21 protein-coding genes are annotated in these 24,032 nt (G+C 36.9%); 18 read left to right on the top strand and 3 right to left on the bottom strand.

Annotation, left to right across the window (positions count from 1 at the left end; translation table 11 throughout):
• The first annotated feature begins 13 nt into the window (after nucleotides 1–13).
• The 6 genes from pmbA to recG all read left to right on the top strand — a co-directional run bounded on the left by pmbA (nucleotide 14) and on the right by recG (nucleotide 9,055).
• On the top strand, nucleotides 14–1,366 hold the full coding sequence (gene pmbA, locus ACGH47_RS02735) for a metalloprotease PmbA (protein ID WP_267361243.1): 1,353 nt from the start codon (nucleotides 14–16) through the stop codon (nucleotides 1,364–1,366).
• A gap of 8 nt (nucleotides 1,367–1,374) precedes the next feature.
• Complete coding sequence (locus ACGH47_RS02730; RefSeq protein ID WP_267361245.1) at nucleotides 1,375–3,111, top strand: SulP family inorganic anion transporter; 1,737 nt, start codon at nucleotides 1,375–1,377, stop codon at nucleotides 3,109–3,111.
• 49 nt (nucleotides 3,112–3,160) lie between these two features.
• Nucleotides 3,161–4,384: a CinA family nicotinamide mononucleotide deamidase-related protein gene (locus ACGH47_RS02725; protein ID WP_411622647.1), complete on the top strand. Its 1,224-nt coding sequence runs from the start codon at nucleotides 3,161–3,163 to the stop codon at nucleotides 4,382–4,384.
• Nucleotides 4,385–4,538: 154 nt separating this feature from the next.
• A complete protein-coding gene (rpoZ, locus tag ACGH47_RS02720) occupies nucleotides 4,539–4,829 on the top strand; it encodes a DNA-directed RNA polymerase subunit omega (RefSeq protein WP_220216796.1) in 291 nt (96 codons plus the stop codon).
• 18 nt (nucleotides 4,830–4,847) lie between these two features.
• On the top strand, nucleotides 4,848–6,962 hold the full coding sequence (gene spoT / locus ACGH47_RS02715) for a bifunctional GTP diphosphokinase/guanosine-3',5'-bis pyrophosphate 3'-pyrophosphohydrolase (RefSeq protein ID WP_267351382.1): 2,115 nt from the start codon (nucleotides 4,848–4,850) through the stop codon (nucleotides 6,960–6,962).
• A complete protein-coding gene (recG, locus tag ACGH47_RS02710) occupies nucleotides 6,962–9,055 on the top strand; it encodes an ATP-dependent DNA helicase RecG (protein WP_411622646.1) in 2,094 nt (697 codons plus the stop codon). The genes spoT and recG overlap by 1 nt, the downstream gene beginning before the upstream one ends.
• Nucleotides 9,056–9,207: 152 nt before the next feature.
• Here the strand turns inward: recG and ulaG are convergent, their stop codons facing one another.
• Both ulaG and ulaR read right to left on the bottom strand, forming a co-directional pair.
• Nucleotides 9,208–10,275, bottom strand: a complete 1,068-nt coding sequence (gene ulaG / locus ACGH47_RS02705) for an L-ascorbate 6-phosphate lactonase (RefSeq protein WP_065559249.1) — start codon at nucleotides 10,273–10,275, stop codon at nucleotides 9,208–9,210.
• 26 nt (nucleotides 10,276–10,301) lie between these two features.
• Complete coding sequence (ulaR, locus tag ACGH47_RS02700; protein ID WP_267378223.1) at nucleotides 10,302–11,063, bottom strand: HTH-type transcriptional regulator UlaR; 762 nt, start codon at nucleotides 11,061–11,063, stop codon at nucleotides 10,302–10,304.
• Between the two features lie 426 nt (nucleotides 11,064–11,489).
• On the opposite strand from ulaR, the gene ACGH47_RS02695 reads away from it, so the two are divergent.
• The 5 genes from ACGH47_RS02695 to ACGH47_RS02675 all read left to right on the top strand — a co-directional run bounded on the left by ACGH47_RS02695 (nucleotide 11,490) and on the right by ACGH47_RS02675 (nucleotide 16,082).
• A complete protein-coding gene (locus tag ACGH47_RS02695) occupies nucleotides 11,490–13,259 on the top strand; it encodes a PTS ascorbate-specific subunit IIBC (protein WP_411598826.1) in 1,770 nt (589 codons plus the stop codon).
• A gap of 25 nt (nucleotides 13,260–13,284) precedes the next feature.
• The gene (locus ACGH47_RS02690) at nucleotides 13,285–13,758 is read left to right on the top strand and encodes a PTS sugar transporter subunit IIA (RefSeq protein WP_267351391.1); all 474 of its coding nucleotides are present in this window, start codon (nucleotides 13,285–13,287) and stop codon (nucleotides 13,756–13,758) included.
• A gap of 3 nt (nucleotides 13,759–13,761) precedes the next feature.
• Nucleotides 13,762–14,454, top strand: a complete 693-nt coding sequence (locus ACGH47_RS02685) for an L-ribulose-5-phosphate 4-epimerase (protein WP_411622644.1) — start codon at nucleotides 13,762–13,764, stop codon at nucleotides 14,452–14,454.
• Nucleotides 14,455–14,473: 19 nt separating this feature from the next.
• Entirely contained in the window at nucleotides 14,474–15,118 is a 645-nt protein-coding gene (locus tag ACGH47_RS02680; RefSeq protein WP_267351393.1) for a 3-keto-L-gulonate-6-phosphate decarboxylase UlaD, read from the top strand.
• 67 nt (nucleotides 15,119–15,185) lie between these two features.
• Nucleotides 15,186–16,082, top strand: a complete 897-nt coding sequence (locus ACGH47_RS02675; RefSeq protein ID WP_411622643.1) for an L-ribulose-5-phosphate 3-epimerase — start codon at nucleotides 15,186–15,188, stop codon at nucleotides 16,080–16,082.
• A gap of 67 nt (nucleotides 16,083–16,149) precedes the next feature.
• Here ACGH47_RS02675 and ACGH47_RS02670 read toward each other — a convergent pair whose 3' ends face one another.
• Complete coding sequence (locus ACGH47_RS02670) at nucleotides 16,150–16,485, bottom strand: zinc ribbon domain-containing protein YjdM (RefSeq protein WP_220216805.1); 336 nt, start codon at nucleotides 16,483–16,485, stop codon at nucleotides 16,150–16,152.
• A gap of 170 nt (nucleotides 16,486–16,655) precedes the next feature.
• On the opposite strand from ACGH47_RS02670, the gene lptM reads away from it, so the two are divergent.
• From lptM to uvrD, 7 genes are all read left to right on the top strand, one after another.
• Complete coding sequence (lptM, locus tag ACGH47_RS02665) at nucleotides 16,656–16,823, top strand: LPS translocon maturation chaperone LptM (RefSeq protein WP_267351398.1); 168 nt, start codon at nucleotides 16,656–16,658, stop codon at nucleotides 16,821–16,823.
• Between the two features lie 15 nt (nucleotides 16,824–16,838).
• Nucleotides 16,839–18,092 (top strand): diaminopimelate decarboxylase, encoded by a 1,254-nt coding sequence (gene lysA / locus ACGH47_RS02660; RefSeq protein WP_411622641.1) that lies wholly within the window; start codon nucleotides 16,839–16,841, stop codon nucleotides 18,090–18,092.
• Nucleotides 18,093–18,234: 142 nt separating this feature from the next.
• Nucleotides 18,235–19,059 (top strand): diaminopimelate epimerase, encoded by an 825-nt coding sequence (gene dapF, locus ACGH47_RS02655; protein ID WP_267351401.1) that lies wholly within the window; start codon nucleotides 18,235–18,237, stop codon nucleotides 19,057–19,059.
• 118 nt (nucleotides 19,060–19,177) lie between these two features.
• Entirely contained in the window at nucleotides 19,178–19,912 is a 735-nt protein-coding gene (locus ACGH47_RS02650; protein WP_411598820.1) for a DUF484 family protein, read from the top strand.
• Nucleotides 19,913–19,921: 9 nt separating this feature from the next.
• Entirely contained in the window at nucleotides 19,922–20,845 is a 924-nt protein-coding gene (gene xerC / locus ACGH47_RS02645; RefSeq protein WP_065559259.1) for a tyrosine recombinase XerC, read from the top strand.
• A complete protein-coding gene (yigB, locus tag ACGH47_RS02640; RefSeq protein ID WP_411598819.1) occupies nucleotides 20,845–21,558 on the top strand; it encodes a 5-amino-6-(5-phospho-D-ribitylamino)uracil phosphatase YigB in 714 nt (237 codons plus the stop codon). Before xerC ends, yigB begins: the two co-directional genes overlap by 1 nt.
• 190 nt (nucleotides 21,559–21,748) lie before the next feature.
• Nucleotides 21,749–23,977, top strand: coding sequence for a DNA helicase II (gene uvrD, locus ACGH47_RS02635; RefSeq protein WP_267351407.1), 2,229 nt, complete (start codon nucleotides 21,749–21,751; stop codon nucleotides 23,975–23,977).
• Nucleotides 23,978–24,032: the final 55 nt, after the last annotated feature.

The following is a 24,032-nucleotide window of genomic DNA, read 5'->3' as shown; positions in this document are numbered from 1 at the left end:
AGAAAATAATAAAATGAGTATTGAACAGATTAAAAAAGATGCCCAAAGACAACAAGATAAGTTATCAAATATTGTTGCTCAAGCTATTGAACTGGCTAAACCTCGTGTTGATTCAGTTGAAGTTTCAATTAACCAAGCAACTGGTATTGGTGTAAGTACTCGACAAGGGGAAACTGAAAATGTTGAATTTAATAGTGATGGTGCATTATCTATAACCGTTTATAAAGAACAACGCAAAGGAAATGCATCAACTAATGATTTATCGCCACATGCAATAAATCAAGCTATCGATATGGCAATTAATATTATGCAATATACTTCTGCTGATCCTTGTTCTGGTTTAGGAAACTTAGATCAGATGGCATTGAATCCTCCTGATTTAGATCTTTTTTATCCCAGTGATTTAGACGTGGATAAGGCTATTGAGCAGGCAAAACAAGCTGAGCTAGCAGCCCTTGCCAATGCTGACATTATGAGTAGTGACGGCGGTTATTTTAGTAGTAAATATGGTGTGTATGTATATGGTAATAGTCTTGGTATGTTACAAGGCTACTGTGCAAGTTCTCATTCGTTGTCTTGTACAGCGATTGCTGAACAGGCGGGAAAAATGGAACGAAACTATGCTTACACTTCATCGCGTGATATTAAGGCTCTCAAATCCCCTAGTTGGGTTGGGCAGCAAGCAGCAGAAAGAACAATTGCGCATTTAGGAGCTAAACAAATTTCTACCATGCAAGTACCCGTACTGTTTAGTGCAGAAGTTGCAGTTGGATTAATAAGGCACTTAGTGGGTGCAATTAGTGGCGGTGCAATCTATCGCAAATCTTCATTTTTACTTGATAGCGTGGGTAAACAGATTTTTCCTTCATGGCTAACTATTTTTGAAGATCCACATATTTTAAAAGGTGTTGGTTCATCGCCTTTTGATAGTGAAGGAACCAAAACAATTAAACGAAATATCATTGAAAACGGTGTATTGCAAACCTACTTGCTTAGTCATTATTCAGCCAGAAAGCTTGGTTTAACATCAACAGGTCATGCGGGAGGCATTCATAACTGGCTTGTATCGCCAAGTGAGCATGATGCTGATTTTAAAACCATGTTAAAAAAATTGGATAAAGGGGTTGTGATTACTTCGCTTATGGGGCAAGGTGTGAATAATGTAACGGGCGACTATTCACGTGGTGCGACAGGTTTTTGGGTTGAAAATGGTGAAATTCAATATCCAATAAATGAAATAACCGTTGCTAATAACCTAAAAGATATGTATAAAAATATTGTGGCAATAGGGAATGATCTTGAAACACGCAGTAATATTCAATGTGGTTCAATATTAATAGATAAAATGAGTATAGCAGGGAAATAGGATGAAAAATGGGAAAGTTAGTCAGTAGTACGTTTTTCCAAAAAATCACATTATGGATGCCAGGACTAATCAGTTTCTTACATTATAAACGTGAATATTTAAACGCAGATATAAAAGCCGGATTATCCGTAGCCGCGGTATCCTTACCGGTATCGATTGCTTATGCTGAGCTAACAGGTGTTGGTGCTATTGCGGGGCTATACTCAACTATTTTACCGCTTATTGTCTATGCCCTTTTTGGATCGTCTAAACAGTTGATTGTAGGACCCGATACCGCAACGTGTGCGGTGGTTGCTGCGGTTGTTTTTCCTTTAGCTGCAGATGATCCCATGTTACGTTGGCAACTGGTGGTGCTGCTGACAATTATGATTGGTATTTGGTGCATCATTGCCGGCAAATTTCATCTTGGCGCCTTAGCAGATTTACTCAGTCAACCTATTTTGATTGGTTTGTTAAATGGTATTTCTATTACAATCATTGTCGATCAATTAGCGAAAACATTTGGTTTTCATTATGATTATTCTTACCTTATTGAACGTGTGGTTTATTTACCGGTTAAGCTTTATCAATCACATTTAGGTACGACATTCATATCTTTCATAACATTATTGATTCTAATCGCTTTTAAGAAATATAAACCACGTTACCCGGCACCACTTTTTGCCGTTGTGATAATGACTTTATTTTCATGGCTGTTTAATTTTGAACATTTTGATATCCACATTATTGGTAATGTAACTGGTGATTTTATACCATTGGAAGCTTGGATTGATTTTGACAAAGGATTAATGCGTGATTTAGTTGTTCCCTCATTGAACATTGCTGTTATCTGTTTTGTGAGTATGATGATTACCGTACGAAGTTTTGCGACAAAAAATAATTATGAAACGAATGCCGATGTTGAATTTAAGGCATTAGGCATGGCAAATATTGCAGCAGGTCTATCACAAGGATTTGTTGTAAGTGGTACTTCGTCACGAACGGCAGTGAACGATGCGAATGGTGGAAAAACTCAGCTTGTATCGATCATTGCTGCGGCATTAATAGGATTTGTGGTACTCTTTTTGTTGTCACCGTTACAATATATTCCAACAAGTGTCCTTGGTGTGATTTTGATATATTCCTCGATCTCGCTAATTAATGTACAAACAATTTTGCGTTTTTTTAAATATGACCGTGACGCATTTTATTTAAGCTTATCAACATTTATTGCGGTATTACTTATCGGTATTATACCGGGTATGGCTTTAGCGGTATTATTAGGCATCTTTTTGTTTCTACGTCGCGTTTTTCGACCTAAAGATCAGTTATTAGGGGTTGATGATGACGGGCGAATTCATTCATTAGGCAAAGATGTTAAACCTGTTAGTAATACGATAATTTATCGATTCAATTCACCTTTAACGTATTTCAATATTGCTTATTTTAAACGAAGAATCATTAGTTATATTGACGAATCAGAGCAACCTGTTAATTATGTTATCGTCGATGCGATTCCTTGCTTTACTTATAAAGATGTCAGTGTATTATCGGGTATTAACGAATTAGTTAATGCATTAAAAGTACGTAATGTGGTTTTAATCTTATCAGGTAGACGCAAAACCCTTAAAAATTGGTTTAAACAAATGAATATTACCCCTGATCATGATTACATTGAATTTACTTACGATCTCTATTTTGCTGTTAAGTTAGTTCAAAGTAGGGAACATATGGACAATAAAAATGAAGACGAGGATACGGATTAATTAACGACCCCTTTTTTGTTCAATTAATGATGTCAAAAGGTGCAGAACCATGATGAATAGGAACAATAATCACGTTAAGATCGAAATGATAAGTACCGGCGATGAAATTTTATATGGTCAAATAACCGATACGAATGCAGCTTGGCTTTCTGAATTATTTTTTCAAGAAGGTATTTTAATCACGACTCGCCACACAGTTGGTGATAATCTTAACCAGCTTACCCAAACATTACAAGAACGTAGTCTGATCAATGATATCATTATTGTTAATGGGGGGCTTGGGCCAACCAGTGACGATTTAACAGCACAAGCGGCAGCTTTAGCCAATCATGAAGCACTGGTACTCAATCAGCAGTGGTTAACACAAATTGAACGTTATTTTGCCAGTTGCGGTAACGTGATGCCGTCAAGCAACCTTAAACAAGCTTTATTGCCGCAAAGTGCTGTATTAATTGATAATCCAATAGGAACAGCCTGCGGATTTAAAATGCACATCAACGGCTGTATTGTGTTTTTTACGCCTGGTGTGCCTGCTGAATTTAAAGAGATGATCAAAACTCTTGTATTACCAGAAATTAAATTATCCTTTCCAAAATTAGAAAAAACGCTCTGTTATCGATTAACTATTATCGGGCGCACTGAAAGTGATTTAGCCACCGAGCTAACATCTAAATTAGATATTCCAAAAGATATCGTGATTGGTTATCGTGCTGCGATGCCTATTATTGAATTAAAATTGAGTGGTCCTCAACATAAAAAAGACACGTTGGATAGTTTATGGCGAAAAACTAAAACAATTGTTGATGACAATTTGCTTTACGAAGGCATGATTAGCAAAGACAGTGAACTCGGTTTAGCCAAAGTTGTTTCAGGACTGTTACATGAAAAAGATTTAACTATCGCAGTGGTCGAACAACAATCAGCAGGGATAATTAGTTATCAATTATTTGAAACCGATGCACCCATCGCAAAATCAGAAGTGATCCCATTATTATTTGAAGATCCCAAAGATTATCTTTGGCATATTATGACCCAATATAGAGTTGATATTGTATTAGGTATGGTTAATTTCAAAGAAAAGAACAGTCAATTTACGTTAATCATTACCACTGCAAAGCAAACTATCCAAGTTAATTTAAAATATATTGGTCGAAAACTTTCACGGCATGAAGAGTTACAAACTTTTTCAGCAATAGCGTTAGATGCTTTACGTCGTTATTTGTTAAATAAACCAATAATTGCTTCTAATGTTTGGCTCGATATTTTAGATTAAGTTAAACGATAATGTGATGTTTTTTAGACTAGGAATGGTTAATTTTAACTATCTTAACAATAGTATGATATTAATATAGACAATTCCCCACAAAATTAAGTAAAATAACGGATCTTCCAAATTACATAAACTAGTAAATACATTAGAGGTAAAAATGGCTCGAGTAACTGTTCAAGATGCTGTAGAAAAAATTGGTAATCGCTTTGATCTAGTTTTAGTTGCAGCAAGACGCGCACGTCAATTGCAAGTTGAAAACAAATCACCATTAATTCCAGAAGAAAACGATAAAGAAACCGTTGTTGCTTTACGTGAAATTGAAGATGGTCTTGTTAATAAACAAATTCTTGATACAGCTGATTTTCAAGCTCGTCAGGAAGAAGAAGCAGAAGTGCGTTCTACACTGCATGAATCGATCCTTCTTGAAAATACGCCATCATACGAATAAGCGCTATAGGAATTGCCTATGCAATATTTTGATAGCTTAAAAGAGGTTGTAGCATCTTATCTTCCACCCAAACAAGTTGAACTTATTAAAGATGCTTATCTTTTTGCTCAGAAAGCACATGAAGGGCAATTTCGATCTAGTGGTGAACCTTATGTCACGCATCCTGTTGCTGTGGCATCGATTTTAGCCGATATGCGGCTTGATTATGAAACCATCATTGCTGCACTATTACATGATACGATTGAAGATACACCGGTTACTTTCCAAGATATCACAAATCATTTTGGTAAACATGTTGCAGTGTTAGTTGAAGGTGTATCCAAACTTGATAAATTAAAATTTCGTAATCGACAAGAGGCTCAAGCTGAAAATTTTCGGAAAATGGTGCTCGCCATGACCGAAGATGTGCGAGTGATTTTAATTAAACTGGCTGATCGTACGCATAATATGCGAACACTTGCGGCATTAAGACCAGACAAACGCCGTCGTATTGCAAAAGAAACGCTTGAAATTTATGCTCCATTAGCTCACCGTTTAGGTATTCACCATATTAAAACTGAACTCGAAATTTTAGGATTCACGGCGATGCATCCTAATCGAGCCAAAGTAATTGAAAATGTGATAAAAGCAGCTCGAGGTACACGTAAAGAATTAATTCAACAGATTTTATCGGAAATACGTGGTCGTTTAGCTGAAGCAAATATCGAGGCGGAAGTTGAAGGATTAGAAAAAAATATTTACGTGATTTATCAAAAAATGCAAATGCGTGAACAGCATTTTCATTCTATCATGGATATTTATATTTTTCGGATCGTTGTGAAAGATGTTGATGCCTGTTATCGTGCACTTGGTCTTGTTCACAATCTGTATAAACCTCGCCTTAATCGCTTCAAAGACTATATTGCAATTCCTAAAGCTAACGGTTATCAGTCATTGCATTCTTCATTAATTGGACCACATGGTACGCCAGTTGAAGTGCAAATACGTACTGAAGATATGGATCAAATGGCTGAAATGGGCGTTGCCGCACATTGGGTTTATAATGCCAATGATGAGCTGAATAATACAACGGCGCAAATCAAAGCACAGCGTTGGATGCAAAGTCTATTAGAGTTGCAACAAAGTGTGGGTAACTCTTTTGAATTTATTGAAAATGTGAAATCTGACCTGTTTCCGAAAGAAATTTATGTTTTTACCCCTAAAGGAAGAATAGTACAGTTACCGGAAGGTTCAACCGCCGTAGATCTTGCTTACGCTGTCCATTCTGATATTGGCTATCAATGTATCGGCGCAATTGTTGACCGAAAACCTTATCCACTTTCACAGCCATTAAGTAATGGTCAAACCGTTGAAATTATCACGTCGCCTGAAGGTCGTCCGAATGCAAATTGGCTTAATTTTGTTGTGAGTGCTAAAGCCAGATCACGTATTAGACAAGCGTTAAAAATGTTAAAACGTGATGATGCAATTGAATTAGGTAGAAGACTATTGAATCTGTCCTTATTAAAAACAGGTGGCATCAATTCACTTAAAGCTAAACAAATTGCGAAAATTGTTGAGATAACGCAGTTACAATCTTTTGATGATGTCTTAGCCGAGATTGGTCTTGGTAATATAATGAGCCATTTTATTGTCAAAGGGTTAGAACACAAAGAATTGTTTCAAAATAACAACGACACAAATAAAACCTTAGTTATTACTGGTAGTGAAGGGGTTTTAGTCACATTTTCGAAATGTTGTCACCCAATTCCCGATGATCCGATTGTCGGTCAAGTGAGTCCTGAAAAAGGATTAATTGTTCATCATGAATCATGTCGAAATGTCACGGGATACCAAAACAATCCTGAAAAATACATCTCTTTAAAATGGGCGACTGATATCACTCAACAATTTGTTGCTGAAATATGGGTAGACATTTCCAACAACCAAGGAGCACTTGGGCATATTCTTTCAATTATTAATGATGAAAAAGCGCATTTGCAATGGCTTAATACCGAACAGAAAGATCGACAAATTTATACAGTCATTTTGCAAGTTGAAGTTAAAAATCGTCAGCAGCTCAATGAGTTAATGCGGAAAATTTCATTGCAGCAAGATGTTGTAAGTGTCTCACGTAATATTAATAAACGATGATGGCAAATCGATTTTTAAGTCAGGTTCCGATAATAAAATTGAGCGGAATTGGCTCTAACCTTGAAAAAAAATTCAATGCATTAGGTATCTATACTGTTCAAGATCTTTTATTACACTTTCCGTTACGTTACGAAGATCGCACCTCATCTTGTCCTATAAGTGAGGTTGCTATTGGTGAGCACACTACCATAGAAGGTCGAATCATCAAGTGTGAAGTGGTGCTTAGACGTCGACAAATGTTAATTTGTCATATTCAAGATGATTCGGGCATAGCAATATTAAGATTCATGCATTTCAATGCAGGCATAAAAGCAAGTTTAGCACTTGGCAATTGGGTTAGTGCTTATGGTGAGATAAAAAAAGGAAAATTAGGCGCTGAAATTATTCATCCTCAATATAAAATTATTGCTAATCCAGCAGACAAATCTAAAAAATTATTGGATGATCAAGAAAAATATACCCCAGTCTATCCAACCACCTATGGATTAACTCAAAATGTCATTCGTAAATTAATTGCTTCTGCGTTATTACTGTTAAAACGTAATCCACCCAAAGAAATTCTGCCTGAGTCATTAGCAACTCTTTTTTTACCGGTATTGGAATCGTTAAATATTATTCATAACCCTCCTATTGGTACCAATATCACTCAATTATCTGCAGGGGAACATCCTGCTATCAAACGTTTTATTTTTGAAGAGTTACTTGCTTATCATCTGAGTATGTTAATGCTAAAAGTCGATAACCAAAAACAGCAAGCCCGTATTTATCGCCCAACGCAACAATTTATTGAGCCTTTTTTAGCCTCGTTACCCTTTAAACCCACTAACGCACAACAACGTGTTGTACACGATATCTATCACGATATGGCAAAACCTGTCCCAATGATGCGATTAATTCAAGGGGATGTGGGATCTGGCAAAACATTAGTCGCGGCTTTAGCGGCATTAAATGCGATTGAAAATGGTGCGCAGGTTGTCTTAATGGCACCGACCGAGATATTAGCTGAGCAACATTATAATAACTTTAAACAATGGTTTGATCCTTTGGGTATTACCGTTGATTGGTTATCAGGGCGTTTGACTGCTAAAAATAAAAGATTGCGTTATGAACAAGTAAAAAGTGGGGATATTAGATTGTTAATTGGCACACATGCCGTATTTGTTGATAAAGTTGAATTTGCTTCGTTAGGTCTGGTGATTATCGATGAACAGCATCGTTTTGGTGTGAATCAAAGACTGAGTTTGTGGGAAAAGGGAATCAAAGATAATGACTATCCTCATCAGCTAATTATGACAGCTACTCCGATTCCCAGAACATTAGCCATGACGGTATATGCTGACTTAGATGTCTCTATCATTGATGAGTTACCCCCAGGGCGCACACCTGTCACAACTGTTGTGATTCCAAATTCTCGGCGTGATGAAATTATTGAACGCGTTAATCAAGCTTGCCTGGAAAATCGTCAAGTCTATTGGGTTTGTACATTAGTCGAAGAGTCGGAAACATTAGATGCCCAAGCCGCTGAAATACTGGTTGAAGAGCTCAAAGAAAAAATGCCTCATTTAACGATTGGACTGGTTCATGGCAAAATGAAGTCGGACGAAAAACAATCGGTAATGCAGAATTTTAAACAAGGTGTCATCCAATTGCTCGTCGCCACAACGGTTATTGAAGTGGGTGTCGATGTGCCAAATGCAAGCTTGATGATTATTGAAAATGCGGAAAGATTAGGTCTGGCGCAATTGCATCAATTACGTGGTCGTGTAGGTAGAGGAACGGCGGTATCTCATTGTGTATTAATGTATCAAGCCCCATTAAGCAAAGTTGCACAAGCAAGAATGAAAGTCATGCGTGACAGTAATGATGGTTTTGTGATTGCGCAAAAAGATTTAGAAATACGTGGTAGTGGGGAGATTTTGGGCACGCGTCAAATGGGGATAGCTAACTTCAAAGTTGTGGATTTAATCCGTGATCAACATTTGATAAGTCAAGTTCAAAAAGCCTCTTATTTTTTACAACAACAACACCCCGAAAGTGTGAAAGAGCTGATTGACTGTTGGCTTCCGGATAGACAAAAATATATTAATGCCTAGTATTTTCATTTTCTTATTAGTTTATTCATAAAAACAGATAGATAATTTCAGTGAATTGATTCCACATTTATTCATGGCAGAGAATATAAAAAGTGGACATTGAATTTTATTCACTGTCCACAAAAAATTATTGATCTTAATTTCGAAACAAATTACAAGAAAGATCGATAAGGTAATTCAGGCTCATCGGTAAAGATGTCTCTAAATCCACGATAATGCTGATAATGCATTTTCTTTTTATCTGTTGGATACGTGTATTTACCGCCAACTTGCCAGAAGAATGGCGTAAATTGATATTCCAAACGATCTTTCTTCATTTGCCAAAGCACTTCAATTTCACGAGGATCACTTTGGAAATTCGCCCAAATATCATGATGAAAAGGGATCACAACTTGGGTTTTTAGTGATTCCGCAGCACGCAAAATATCTGAAGAGGTCATTTTATCGGTGACCCCACGTGGATTTTCACCATAAGAAAGTAACGCAACATCGATTTTGTAATCATTACCATGTTTGGCATAATAGTTAGAGTAATGAGAATCACCCGAGTGATAGAGCGAACCACCTGAGGTTTCAAACAGATAGTTAACGGCTCTGTCATCCATGCCATCTAAAATTGCTTTATCAGTTGAGGATACCCCTTTTGGTAGTGTCACTAACGATGTTCTGTCAAAAGAATCTAGCACTCGAATGGTAATATCGCCGACTTTAATGGTTTCGCCTACTTTGGCAACAATGCAACGATCTTCAGGTACACCCCAACTTTTCCATAATTCGACACAAGCTTTAGGGCCAATAAATTTCACTTTTGGTGAACAGTTTTGAATGACCGCAGCCGCCACATTGACATCAATATGATCGGCATGATCGTGGGTTGCCATTACCGCATCAATCTCTTTAATAGCAAAAGGATCTAATACAAATGGACTGGTTCTTAAATTAGGTTGTAATTCGCGTACTCCCCCCATACGCATCATTTGATGTTGTTTGTTCATCAAGGGATTCGCGTGTGTTTTTTTACCGGTCCCACACCAAAAATCGACTGAGATATTGGTATTACCGGCAGATTTTAACCAAATGCCAGTACAAGCAAGCCACCACATGGTAAACGTATTGGGTTTAACCTCTGTTGCTTCAATCTCTTCATTTAGCCAAGTACCCCATTCAGGAAAGGTATTTAATATCCACGATTCTCGGGTAATTTCGTTCACTTTACTCATACTTTGTTCCTTTTACATTTTAATAATTAAACTAAAATAACATCTACACCTTGCTCCTTAATGCTTTCAATGACTTCCTTGTTTGCTTGTTTACCGGTAATTAAAATATCGATTTTATTCACAGGACAAAAAAGCATGCCAGAATTGGCTTTGGTTTCAATTTTTGAACTATCGACAACAACAACTAATTTTTCAATTTTTTCAAGTATCTGTTGTTCAGCCACTGCACCTAATATTTCATTCTTATAAAGTCCATTGGGTGTTAACGTCTTGCCACTGGTAAACATCCATTTGCCAGCATAAGAATCAGTAATGTTCGCAATGGGGTTAAGAATAATATTTTGTGTTTTGTTATATAATCCTCCCATAATGATGACATTTTCATGATCATGTTCAATCAAGTAACACGCTAACGGAAAATAGTTAGTAATGATTGAAACATTTTTACCACAGAGTTCTCGACCCAATAAAAACGCCGTTGAACCGCAGTTAATGACAATATTTTCATCAGCACCACATAACTTAGCTGCACGAATAGCGATACGAGCCTTTTCATGATAATGATCGGTATTATTATTGCCGATTGGTGCCCATATTGGCTTTTTCTCTTCGATGCGCATAATACCGTTACGTACTTTTTTTACTCTTCCTTCCTGATCGAGCTTAGTGATATCACGACGAGCTGTAGCCGGTGAGATAGAAAAATATGAAACTAACTCAGTCACTCTTAACATCCCTTTGTCGTTAACCATTGCCACTATTTCATTATGTCGTGATATTTCGTTCATTATTACCTCTTTGTTGAATTAAAGTGATTAATTTTGATCAAAAATGATAATAATTTTCATTCATAATATTGTCAAATATTTATAACCAATATTTAACTCATTGTTGATTCAATATGTTGATAATAATAATTATATTTCTAATTTTTACCGCTGTTTTTTCCTAAAAATGTGATGATAATCACAGATGTGGCTGTGATAGATTTAGAAAAGTGATCTTTATCAAAATAATCATAAATAATCATTGAATGGTTAATTGTGATTGTAGAATATAACAAGTGTTATTTAATCATGAATAACGAAGTGTAATCAGAAATTTTATCTATTCATATAACAATAAATATTATAGAAAAATTTAAAAACGAAGTTAGTTCTCCACAGTAAAGCGTTAGATATTTAAAGATGTCGATAAACCAATGAGAGGAACATATGGAAGTAATCTACAACATATTTTATATTTTTTATAGCCAAGTTATGACAAAAGCGCCTTTGTTGCTTGGCTTAGTGACAATGTTAGGTTATTGCCTTTTACGTAAAGACATAACAACCGTTTTAAAAGGCACCATTAAAACCATTGTTGGTTTTATGTTATTACAAGTCGGTTCAGGAGTGTTAGTTTCAACCTTTAAACCCGTCATTGCAAAACTATCAGAATATCATGGTATTAAAGGATCGATTATTGATACGTATGCCTCGATGGTGGCTGTCGAAAAGGGTATGGGTGATCAATATTCTTGGGTTGGCTATGCAGTACTATTGGCTCTTGCTATCAATATTGCACTTGTGCTGTTTCGCCGTTTAACCGGTATCAGAACGATCATGCTGACAGGTCATATTATGTTTCAGCAAGTCGGTCTTATTGCATTATTTTACTTTTTATTTGGTTATGGCATGTGGGAAACCATTATCTATTCCGCCATTATTACTGCACTCTATTGGGGGATATTTTCAAATATGATGTTTAAACCAACCGAAGCGGTAACAGGTGGAGCTGGTTTTTCCATTGGTCATCAACAGCAACTCGGTTCATGGATAGCGGTAAAATTAGCGCCAAAACTGGGTGATAAAAATGATTCGGTTGATAATCTTAAATTACCTAAATGGTTACATATTTTCCATGATAGTATCGCTGCCACAACCATTGTCATGACATTCTTCTTTGGCATCATCCTTCTTTCATTTGGTTTAGATAATCTTCAAACAATGGCTGGTTCAACCCATTGGACAATCTATATTTTCGAAACAGGGCTTAAATTTGCCGTTGCAATACAAGTTATTGTGGGCGGTGTACGAATGTTTGTTGCTGAATTATCCGAAGCATTTAAAGGTATTTCTGAAAAATTAATTCCCAATGCTGTGCTTGCTATTGATTGTGCAGCCATTTATGCATTTTCGCCTAATGCCATGGTTTTTGGTTTTATTTGGGGCGCATTAGGGCAATTCTTAGCGATCGCATTATTGCTTATCTTTAAATCCCCAATAATGATTATTCCGGGATTTATTCCAATGTTTTTCTCAAATGCGACAATTGGCGTATTTGCCAACCATTTTGGTGGTTGGAAAGCAGTTATGAAAATCTGTTTTGCAATGGGAATAATTGAAGTTCTGGGCTCTGCTTGGGTGATCAATATTTTTGCGCAAAACGGCACGCCTATTGACTCATGGATGGGGATGGCGGATTGGTCAATTCTATTCCCACCAATCTTACAAGGGTTATCATTTTCTCATTTGTTTATCTATTTAATCATTGCGTTAGCATTGGTTTATATGTTCTTTGCCGCTAAAACACTACGCGCTGAAGAAGCACAACAAAAAAATCAACCTATCGAAAATGATATACATCAGGATGTAAATGAAGCAGTAGTTGAAAAAATGGATGAAGTTGCAATAAGTGAAGGCCAACCAATTCGTATTCTGGCGGTATGCGGTAGTGGTCAAGGGTCATCAATGATGATGAAAATGAAAATTGCGAATTTTCTGGATAAGAAAGGGATCCCTAACATTATGGATTCTTGTGCAGTTACCGACTACAAATCCCGATTACCGAATGTTGATATCATCGTAGCATCGAAGCATCTGATACATGAAATTGAAGTGAATGAAGGTCAACATGCACTCGGTGTACAAAATATGCTTAATCCACATACGTTTGGCGATGAGCTTATCGAACTAATTAACCAAGTTAATACGAATAAATAGATAGAATATGAAAAAGGAGCGCAATATGGCTTTCAAAGAATCTTTAATTGAAAATAACTCAATATTACTCAGCGCAGAAGCGGCAAATTGGGAAGATGCGGTCAAGCTTGGAACCGATATGTTAGTAGCATCAAAAGCCATTGAACCATCTTATCACGATGCCATTATCCGTTGTGTAAAATCCATGGGACCTTACATTATCATTGCGCCTAATCTGGCTATGCCGCATGCCAGACCTGAAGATGGTGTCAATCGTACCGCTTTTGCCTTAGTAACCTTAAAAAAACCGGTTTATTTTGACGGAGAAGATGAACCGGTTGATGTGCTTGTCACCTTAGCCGGAAGTACGTCTGATCAACATATGGAAGGGTTAATGGAAGTGACACAAATTTTAGATGATGAAAATAGCGCAACAGGTGTTGATCTCGATAAATTAAGACGTTGTCACAGTAAAGAAGATGTCTATGCAGTCATTGATCGGGCTTTAAATGGAGGCTAGTTTATGTATCAAGCTTTAAAAGAAAGAGTTTTACACGCTAATTTACTGTTACCTAAATATAATCTGGTCACTTTTACTTGGGGCAACGTATCAGAAATTGATCGCACAAAAGGCGTTATAGCTATAAAGCCTTCAGGCGTGGAGTACGGTGTGATGACGGTTGATGATATTGTTGTGGTTGCATTAACAGGGGAAATTGTAGAAGGTAAACTCAATCCTTCCAGTGATACAGCCACACATCTTGAACTCTATAAAGCATTTGAAAATATTGGTGGCATTGTCCATACCCATTCGCGCTATGCCACCATTTGGGCTCAAGCAGAGTTAGACATCCCAGCCTTAGGCACAACGCATGCCGATTACTTTTATGGTGATGTACCTTGTACTCGTCGGTTAACTGATAGTGAAATTGCGACCGATTATGAAAAAAATACAGGACTGGTCATTATTGAGGAGTTCAAGCGTCGAGGCGTCGATCCAAAAGCCATGCCTGGCGCTGTGATTTCTGGACATGCCCCATTTTGTTGGGGAAAAAATGCTATCGACGCCGTACATAATGCTGTGGTACTGGAAGAAGTCGCTATGATGGCAATTGCAACTCGTCAGCTCAATCAAACCATTAAAATTCAACAAACCTTATCTGATAAGCACTATTTTCGCAAACATGGCGCAAACGCTTATTACGGTCAAAAATAAAATGAACAAGGAAATAAAAATGACAGCACCTAAATTACAAATCGCCTTAGATCAAACTGAATTAAAACCGGCATTAGATGTTGCTAAAAATGTGTCAGGATTTGTCGACATTATTGAAGTCGGCACTATTCTTGCGTTTGGGGCAGGCATGGAAAGTGTAAAAACATTACGACAACTTTATCCCGATCATATTTTAGTCTGTGATTTAAAAACTACCGATGGCGGAGCAATATTAGCAAAAATGGCTTTTTCTGCTGGCGCTAATTGGTTAACCGTATCGGCAGCTGCGCACATAGCCACCGTTGAAGCATGTAAGAAAATCGCCGATGAGTTTAAAGGCGAAATCCAAATTGAATTGTATGGGCATTGGACATTAGAAGATGCGAAAGCATGGCGAAAACTGGGGATAAAACAGGCAATTTATCATCGTTCTCGAGATGCGGAATTAGCTGGCGTAGGTTGGGGGGAGGAGGATTTGGTTAAAATGCGTCAGCTTTCAGATTTAGGACTAGAGCTTTCAATCACAGGGGGAATTGTACCGGAAGATATCCACTTGTTTGCTGGCATTAAAACCAAAGCCTTCATTGCTGGTCGAGCTCTTGCCAATGAAAATGGTAAAAAAACGGCTCAAGCATTAAGAGAGCAAATAGCAAAATATTGGTAAGTGATAGATTGCAGTCGTTACGGCGACTGCATTTTTAAAATAATAAAGATATGAGCAGGTTTTAACTATGTCAACATTTGCAATCGATCCCACACTACAGACCAATCATATTGGTATTTATGAAAAAGCATTGCCTAATGAACTTTCATGGCAACAAAAATTGCAGGAAGCAAAATCATTAGGATTTAATTTTATTGAGATATCAATAGATGAATCTGATGAGCGTCGAGCAAGGCTCGATTGGTCTGATGACGAAATCTATGCTTTAAAACGATTATGTGAGCAAAATCAAATACCACTACATTCAATGTGTTTAAGTGCACATCGTAAATATCCGTTTGGCTCAGCAGATGAAACAGTCCGCAACCAAGCTAAAGACATCATGAATAAAGCGCTCATTTTGGCTTATAAGCTTGGAATACGAGTGATTCAGTTAGCAGGGTATGATGTCTATTATGAACCAGCCAATAACAAGACTCACCAACGTTTTATTGAAGGTATGCAATGGTCAGCTAAACAAGCGGAAAAAGTTGGGATAATGTTGGCAGTTGAAATTATGGATACTAATTATCTAAATTCACTCAGTAAATTTGAAATTTTAAAACGGGAAGTGAATTCCCCTTACTTCATGGCTTATCCTGATGTTGGAAATATTACGGGTTGGAACTACGATACATGTACTGAATTATTGTTAAGTCGTGATCATATCGTCCAAATTCATCTGAAAGACACCTTAAAAGTGAAAAAGAATTATTCAGGACAATTTAGAGATCTTGTCATTGGTGAAGGTGAGGTTGATTTTCTGGCCATATTTAAAACACTTAAAATGATGAACTATTCCGCACCGTTAGTCATTGAGATGTGGGCAAAAGATGACAAATGGAAAGAAAATATTATCACAGCTCAAAAAAGATTAAAGGCAATCGGCGAACAGGCAGGATTTCCTATATTTAATTCAATATAAAATCAAACATGATTTGATTGTGAATCAACGCTTCATCTTATTAAAAAAAGATGAAGCATTCAATGCATTAAGCTTTTTTGACAAAACAGGCTTTAAGCATAATTTTCATGCCATCGATTTTACAATCAATTTCATGATCACCGTCGACTAAACGAATCCCTTTCGCTTTTGCCCCTTTTTTTAGCACAGTCGATGAACCTTTTAATTTAAGGTCTTTAATCAATAACACATCATCGCCATCCGCTAATAAATTACCGTTGCTGTCTTTCACTTCACGTTGAGATGATTCAGTCGTTGCTTGATTAGGATCCCACTCATGAGCACACATTGAGCAGACAATTAAATTACCGTCGGGATAAGTATATTCTGATCCACAGGTAGGGCAGTGATTTGTTGATTCCATCTTGTTTCCTGTCGTATTAAAAAGTTTAATTATAGCATAATTATTGTCAAATTTCCTGACTTTAGATTTTGCCTTGTTCTTTGGCAAACCTATTATTAGCGCTTTGCACGATTAGGGCTATCGTGTAATATAGTCGTTATCATAAAAATTTAGAATATTGTGAATATTATATGAAATCATTAATAAAATTACTTTCGATGTTTTTGTTCATTCTATCTATTGTGGGTTGTGGGCTAAAAGGGCCTTTATATCATCCTACAGAAGCATCCAATAATCAAACAGACCAATCAACTATGAATAGTTTGAATCAAGAACAAATAATACATAAAGTTGCTTAAATTAGGAAAGAAACAATGAATTTTTTGCATTATCAAAATGGTCATTTATTGGCTGATCAGATTGCTATTGATGATTTAGCCAAACAATATGGTACCCCTTTATATGTTTATTCAGCTGACTATATCACTCAGCAGTTTTTAGCTTACAAGCATGCACTTATTCATCGTAAACACTTAATTTGTTATGCGGTTAAAGCGAATAGTAACTTAGCGGTATTACAGTTATTAGTTAAGTTAGGCTCAGGGTTTGATATTGTTTCACAAGGTGAGTTAGAACGAGTACTTAAAGCGGGCGCAGCCCCCAAAAAAGTTGTCTTTTCGGGCGTGGCGAAATCCATTGTCGAAATTGAACGAGCCTTACAAGTAGGTATAAAATGCTTCAATGTTGAATCAGAAGCAGAATTATATCGAATCAATGATATTGCAAAACGTCTTGGTAAAGTCGCTGCTATATCTTTAAGAATTAATCCCGATGTTGATGCAAAAACGCATCCGTATATTTCAACCGGTTTACGAGAAAACAAATTTGGTATTAGTTATCAATTAGCGATTGAGGTGTACCGCCAAGCAAAAGCGTTATCCAATATTAACATTGTTGGCATAGATTGTCATATCGGCTCACAACTCACCGAGTTATCGCCGTTTTTAGATGCCGCTGAACGTATACTTTTATTAGTTGATAAATTAAAATCAGAAAATATTCAGATACAACATATTGATCTAGGTGGCGGGTTAGGCGTTTGTTATGATGATGAGCAACCACCAACGGCATCGCTACTGGTGACTGAATTATTGAAAAAATTAGCGCATTATCCAGATCTCGAAGTAATATTTGAACCGGGGCGTTCAATAGTGGCTAATGCAGGTTTACTCATTACGAAAGTGGAATACACTAAACATCAAGATGATAACCATTTTGCAATAGTCGATGCGGGGATGAATGATTTAATTCGTCCAGCGCTTTATAAAGCTTGGATGCGTATATTATCCGAAAAAGAGCAACAAGCGGAAGATAAAACCTTTATATACAACGTTGTTGGGCCGATTTGTGAATCAAGTGATGTACTTGCTTATCAACGTGAGCTATCTGTCAAACAAGATGATTTAGTCGTGATATGTAGCGCAGGTGCTTATGGGTTTAGCATGGCTTCAAATTACAACAGCCATCCACGCCCGGCAGAAGTGATGCTGATTGACCAACAACAGCATAAGTTAATTCGTCAACGCGAAACGTTTGACGACTTATGGCGTGGAGAACACGTCTTCTAGCTATCCATTGATGTATAAGTTATAACTGGTTAAACAAGAATGATGAATCTTAATAAGTTGTTTATGACGTTCTTTAGTTCAAACGAATCAATAAACAATTATTCAAGATAGAGTAATCTTTGATGATAAAAGGTAGATGATGATGAACTTTTCAAAAATGCATGGACTGGGAAATGACTTTATGGTTATTGATGCGGTAACGCAAAATGTTCATCTGTCTCCGGATTTAATTAAGCGTCTGGCTAATAGATATACCGGTATAGGGTTTGATCAGCTACTGATTGTTGAACCCCCTTATTCACCTGATAGCGATTTTCACTATCGTATTTTTAATTCGGACGGGACAGAAGTTCAGCAATGTGGTAATGGTGCACGTTGTTTTGCGCGTTTTGTTCGTTTGAAAGGTTTGACCAAAAAGCGTGTGTTAAAAGTCAGTACCATGAAAGGGAACATTGTCTTAACCGTTAACGATGATGAAACCGTTCGAGTGAACATGGGGGTACCTGTTTTTGAGCCAAATAAAGTACCTTTTAAAGCGATTAAAGAAGAAAAGACCTATATTATCAGAGCACAAGAACAAACCATTTTATGTGGAGTTGCCTCAATGGGCAATCCACACTGTGTAATACAAGTCGATAATATCTTAACTGCTCAAGTGAGCACGCTAGGGCCATTATTAGAGCAACATGAACGTTTTCCTGAACGGGCTAATATTGGATTTATGCATATTATTGATCGTAATAACATCAATTTGCGCGTATTCGAACGTGGAGTGGGTGAAACCCAAGCCTGTGGGACTGGTGCGTGTGCAGCGGTCGCGGTAGGAATTAATCAAGGTTTGTTAAATTCGACTGTGAATGTCAATTTACCCGGTGGCAAGTTGCTGATTGAGTGGAAAGGCGAAAATCAACCACTTTTTATGACGGGGCCGGCAACACATGTTTATGACGGTTTTATCTCTTTTTAAAATAGTGCTTATTTGGCAATTAATTTGTAGCGTGGGTCAATAAAAATCCGAGTTCGCGTATTTGAATATTAAATGAATCTATCTTTAAAATGTTAACAAATGAAAAAAGAATTTAACTATGGTTGTAAAAAACACGCGGAATTTAAAAACTAAAAACAGTCAAACTCAAACTAAACCACTCAAATTAAATGATGAAGTGGTCAGTCAGTATATTATCAATAACCCTGATTTTTTTATTCGCAATGCCAACCAGATTGAAAGTTTGCAAATTCCTCATCCTGTGCGTGGCGTCATCTCATTACCCGAATGGCACATGGCAAGGCAACGAAATAAAATAAAGCAACTTGAGTCTGAGATAACGTTATTAATGGAACATGCCACAGCGAATGAGCAGTTGTTTAGCCAATTGATGGATCTTCAACTGAAATTGATTCAAACCTCAGACCTCAATGAATTAATTCAGTCACTTAATTCATGGGCAAAATCATTGGGACTGAACGGCGCTTATCTCTACCTTTTTGACGATAAATGGCTACTTAGTGCGCCATCAAATTATCACTACTTGGCGCTGAATTCTTCGCAATTTGATTTTATTCGTGTTCGTCATTTGCAGTATAGCCATCAGTATTTAGGTGCATTAAATTCGACGGAATTAGATTTTTTATTACCGGAACATAACTATGTTGGATCAGTTGCTTTATCGCTATTAGGAAAATTTGGTGATTTAGGCATCTTGATTTTTACCAGTGCAAATCCACATCATTATCAAGCAGGTCAAGGGACACTCTTGTTGGAAAAAATAAGTGAGTTATTACCGATCTTGATTGAAAAGTGGATTATGCGAACAAAATAAGGACTAATGATGATTCAGTCTAATCAAGAACAACTATCATTATTAACCCAACCCGTTGAGCAATTTTTAAACTACTTAAAATCCGAAAGACAACTCAGTTTAAACACGCAAATTAATTATCGTCGACAACTCTATGCCATTATTGAATTAGCAAAAACAGTCGAAATTGCTAACTGGCAAGATCTCGATTCATCCGCGGTGCGCTTATTAATTGGTAGAAGTAAACAAGCAGGGTTACAAGCAAGAAGCTTGTCATTAAGGTTATCGGCATTGCGGAGCTTTTGTGATTGGATGGTCAAGAATCAATTGATCAGCGCAAATCCTGCTCGTGGCGTTTTAAATCCTAAGATCGGTCAACATCTGCCTAAAAATATTGATATTGACGAGATAAATCAATTACTGGACATTGAATATAACGATCCTTTATCTGTGCGTGATCGGGCAATGCTTGAAGTTATGTATGGATCCGGATTACGTTTGTCAGAATTAGTGAATCTAAATTGCCGTGAATTAAACCTAAAAGAGGGGGAAATTCGGGTAATGGGGAAAGGAAATAAGGAACGGAAATTACCATTAGGTAGAGAATCGATTAAATGGATCCAACATTGGTTATCCATGCGTAACTTATTAGAACCTCAAGATGATGCCTTATTTATATCAAAATTAGGTCGTCGAATCTCCCCACGAAATGTTGAAAAAAGATTTGCTGAGTGGGGGATCAAACAGGGATTAAGTTCACATGTTCATCCGCATAAATTGCGTCACTCTTTTGCAACGCATATGCTAGAATCCAGTCGAGATCTGCGTGCAGTACAAGAGTTACTCGGGCATGCTGATTTGTCTACAACTCAAGTTTATACCCACCTTGATTTTTCACACTTATCTGATGTTTATGATTCGACGCATCCAAGAGCAAAAAGAGGAAGAAAGTAATGCGTTTTTACCGATCAATTAACCGCATTCAAGCAATGACATTTGATCTTGATGATACGTTATACGACAACAGCATGATTGTTGAAAAAGCTGAAGATGAAATCATCAAGTCTTTAAGACAACATGAACAGCTAAAAAATATCACCTTGTCAGATCTTCATACTGAAAAACAACAGGTATTAGCCCTAAATCCCGAAATCTATCACGATGTGGTTATTTGGCGAATCGAAACGATTAAATCTCTACTCCTTAAAATGGGTGTATCCACATTTAACATTGATGATATCGTTCAGCAATCTATGGCGTGCTTTAACTTTTGGCGTCATAAAATGCAAATCACTGAATCGACGCATCAATTATTGGCAACACTGGCCAGTAAAATACCCTTAGCGGTGATCACCAATGGCAATGTGGATATTCATAAAATAGGATTAGGAGATTACTTTCAATTTTCGCTGCGAGGTGGGGCGGATGGCCGTTCTAAACCTTTTCCTGAGATATTCGATTTGGCAGTTAACAAGTTAGCCGTACCAGCAAAGCACGTTTTACATATCGGTGATAATCTATTAACAGATGTTAACGGCGCAGTAAATAATGGTTTATTAGCTTGTTGGATTAATATTTATGGTCAAGATATTTATCATCTTGCTGATGCCAAATGTTTGCCACATATTGAAATCAATCATTTATCAGAACTGGATAATCTGCTATAATTTATTTTAAATATGTATAAATAGACAGTAAGCTACACGATCATCATCAATTGCTTTAAAAAACGCCTATCTTTACATCCTTTTTGATGACAACCTAAACACGACAGATTAACTGAAAAGAATTGATTGATACTAGGTTTAAATTCAAAACCTATCAATAATTGCTATGATGACAACAGGTTTTAACATAATGGAAAACAGACAATCATTATTAAACGACCTTAATACCGAGCAGAAAGATGCGGTGACCACTGATAATCAATACACTATTGTTCTTGCAGGGGCTGGCAGTGGTAAAACACGGGTATTAGTTCACCGTATTGCATGGCTCTGTATGGAAAAACATTATTCGCCTCATTCCATATTTGCCGTCACTTTCACCAATAAAGCTGCGGCTGAAATGCAAGAGCGTATACAGCATCTGATTGGTGAAGGTTATTTTAATGGTATGTGGGTTGGAACATTTCATGGGTTAACGCATCGTTTATTACGCATGTTCTCTCAGCAAGCTAAACTCCCATCCAATTTTCAATTGATCGATACGGAAGATCAGATTCGTCTGATCAAACGGATTTTTCGTGAATTAAAAATTGACGAAAAACAGTGGTCGGCAAAAGAGTGTGCAAGTTTTATCTCTAATCAAAAAGAGAAAGGTTTACGCGCTAAAGATTTGATACCTGAAGATCCTAAACAGATAATGTGGCAGACTATTTACAATGACTACCAAGCGATTTGTGACAGAGTAGGCTATGTTGATTTTTCGGAGCTTATTTTACGTGCTTATGAATTATTGTGCAGTGACAAAGATGTATTAAGTTACTGCCAACATCGTTTTTCAAATATTTTAATTGATGAATTCCAAGATACGAATCATATACAATATTCTTTAGTAAAAAAATTAGCGGGCACAACAGCTAATGTCATGATTGTTGGCGATGATGACCAATCAATCTATAGTTGGCGTGGTGCAAATGCCGATAATTTACAACTCTTTATTCATGATTTTCCCGAAACCGAAATTATTCGATTAGAGCAAAATTATCGTTCAACCAGTACGATTTTAGATGCCGCTAATCAACTTATTGCTAAAAATCAGAATCGATTAGGTAAGAATTTGTGGACAGATCGCAATGAAGGCGAAAAGATTTCTCTTTATGTTGGTTTCAATGATATTGATGAAGCCAGATTTGTTATTGGGCAGATAAAAAAATATCATGATGCTGGTGAAAAATATTCCAGTTGTGCCATTTTATATCGCAATAATGTGCAATCCCGACTGTTTGAAGACACCTTATTACAAGCTGGGTTACCTTACCAGATCTATGGTTCGATCCGGTTTTATGAGCGGCAAGAAGTCAAATTAGCACTTGCATATTTACGGCTTTTGCATGATCACGATAACGATATGGCATTTGAAGCAACGGTGAATACTCCAACGCGGGGTATTGGTAATGTGACCCTTGATAAAATCAGATTAACAGCCAAACAAAATAATATTTCATTATGGAATGCGTGTTTAATGTTAATTCAAATGAATGGATTAACCGAACGGCAGCGATCTGGAGTAAGTCGTTTTCTTGAACTTATGGGATCAATTTATGATGAAGTTGCGCAAATGCCGTTTTATCAACAACTCGATATCCTGATAAAATCGTCTGGAATTCAACAAATGTATGAGCAAGAACCAGGCATTAAAGGACAATCTCGACTTGAAAATCTTGAAGAGTTAGTGTCGGCGGCTGAACAGTTTTATCGTAATAATGAAAATACCGTGATTGAAGATAGTGAAACCGGTCAGACCTTAACCGTGCTTGAATCATTTTTAGCTTATACTTCGTTAGAAAGTCGAGACGTGCTAAAAGAACAAGATTCAGTCCAATTGATGACATTACATGCCGCAAAAGGACTTGAATTTGATAATGTTTTCATTGTCGGTCTTGAAGAAGGACTGTTTCCGGCGCAACGTTCAGCACTAGAAATCGACAGAATGGAAGAAGAAAGACGCCTTGCTTATGTTGGTATAACACGAGCACGCAAGCATTTAACCTTATCGCTATGCGAGTTAAGACGCCTTTATGGTCGTGAAGAGCGTAATTTACCTTCTCGCTTTTTAGCTGAATTGCCAGTCGACAGGTTAAACGAAATTAGCTATCGGGGATTCTTTGCGCCTCCTGAAGGCAAATTAGATAATCTAAGTCAAGAAAAGCAATTTCAGCAAAATCGTAGACAATCTTATCTGGATAAAAGTCGTGAAAGTGATGGTTATACATTAGGCAGAAAAGTTAAACATCATCGTTTTGGTGAAGGCACAATAATCAATCTTGATGGCGAAGGGGATCATCGACGCGTTCAAATCGCATTTGTTAACGAAGGAATCAAATGGTTAGTGATTAAATTAGCCAATTTAACCCTACTTTGATTATACCTGCAAAAAAATGAATATTGTTTGAACCTGAAAAGGGATCTTAATAAAG

Source organism: Gilliamella sp. CG16 (assembly GCF_046635785.1).
GTDB classification, from domain to species: Bacteria; Pseudomonadota; Gammaproteobacteria; order Enterobacterales; family Orbaceae; genus Gilliamella; species Gilliamella apicola_I.
This window is presented reverse-complemented; position numbering and strand designations above follow the sequence as displayed.

Bases quoted from the DNA above. Each gene is read 5' to 3' on its own strand.
- dapF (WP_267351401.1), top strand. From the start codon at position 18,235: ATGAACTTTTCAAAAATGCATGGACTGGGAAATGACTTTATGGTTATT.
- uvrD (WP_267351407.1), top strand. From the start codon at position 21,749: ATGGAAAACAGACAATCATTATTAAACGACCTTAATACCGAGCAGAAA.
- pmbA (WP_267361243.1), top strand. From the start codon at position 14: ATGAGTATTGAACAGATTAAAAAAGATGCCCAAAGACAACAAGATAAG.
- ACGH47_RS02730 (WP_267361245.1), top strand. From the start codon at position 1,375: ATGGGAAAGTTAGTCAGTAGTACGTTTTTCCAAAAAATCACATTATGG.
- recG (WP_411622646.1), top strand. From the start codon at position 6,962: ATGGCAAATCGATTTTTAAGTCAGGTTCCGATAATAAAATTGAGCGGA.
- lysA (WP_411622641.1), top strand. From the start codon at position 16,839: ATGAATTTTTTGCATTATCAAAATGGTCATTTATTGGCTGATCAGATT.
- ACGH47_RS02690 (WP_267351391.1), top strand. From the start codon at position 13,285: ATGGCTTTCAAAGAATCTTTAATTGAAAATAACTCAATATTACTCAGC.
- rpoZ (WP_220216796.1), top strand. From the start codon at position 4,539: ATGGCTCGAGTAACTGTTCAAGATGCTGTAGAAAAAATTGGTAATCGC.
- ACGH47_RS02675 (WP_411622643.1), top strand. From the start codon at position 15,186: ATGTCAACATTTGCAATCGATCCCACACTACAGACCAATCATATTGGT.
- ACGH47_RS02670 (WP_220216805.1), bottom strand. From the start codon at position 16,485: ATGGAATCAACAAATCACTGCCCTACCTGTGGATCAGAATATACTTAT.
- xerC (WP_065559259.1), top strand. From the start codon at position 19,922: ATGATTCAGTCTAATCAAGAACAACTATCATTATTAACCCAACCCGTT.
- lptM (WP_267351398.1), top strand. From the start codon at position 16,656: ATGAAATCATTAATAAAATTACTTTCGATGTTTTTGTTCATTCTATCT.
- ulaR (WP_267378223.1), bottom strand. From the start codon at position 11,063: ATGAACGAAATATCACGACATAATGAAATAGTGGCAATGGTTAACGAC.
- ACGH47_RS02695 (WP_411598826.1), top strand. From the start codon at position 11,490: ATGGAAGTAATCTACAACATATTTTATATTTTTTATAGCCAAGTTATG.
- ACGH47_RS02650 (WP_411598820.1), top strand. From the start codon at position 19,178: ATGGTTGTAAAAAACACGCGGAATTTAAAAACTAAAAACAGTCAAACT.
- ulaG (WP_065559249.1), bottom strand. From the start codon at position 10,275: ATGAGTAAAGTGAACGAAATTACCCGAGAATCGTGGATATTAAATACC.
- spoT (WP_267351382.1), top strand. From the start codon at position 4,848: ATGCAATATTTTGATAGCTTAAAAGAGGTTGTAGCATCTTATCTTCCA.
- ACGH47_RS02680 (WP_267351393.1), top strand. From the start codon at position 14,474: ATGACAGCACCTAAATTACAAATCGCCTTAGATCAAACTGAATTAAAA.
- yigB (WP_411598819.1), top strand. From the start codon at position 20,845: ATGCGTTTTTACCGATCAATTAACCGCATTCAAGCAATGACATTTGAT.
- ACGH47_RS02725 (WP_411622647.1), top strand. From the start codon at position 3,161: ATGATGAATAGGAACAATAATCACGTTAAGATCGAAATGATAAGTACC.
- ACGH47_RS02685 (WP_411622644.1), top strand. From the start codon at position 13,762: ATGTATCAAGCTTTAAAAGAAAGAGTTTTACACGCTAATTTACTGTTA.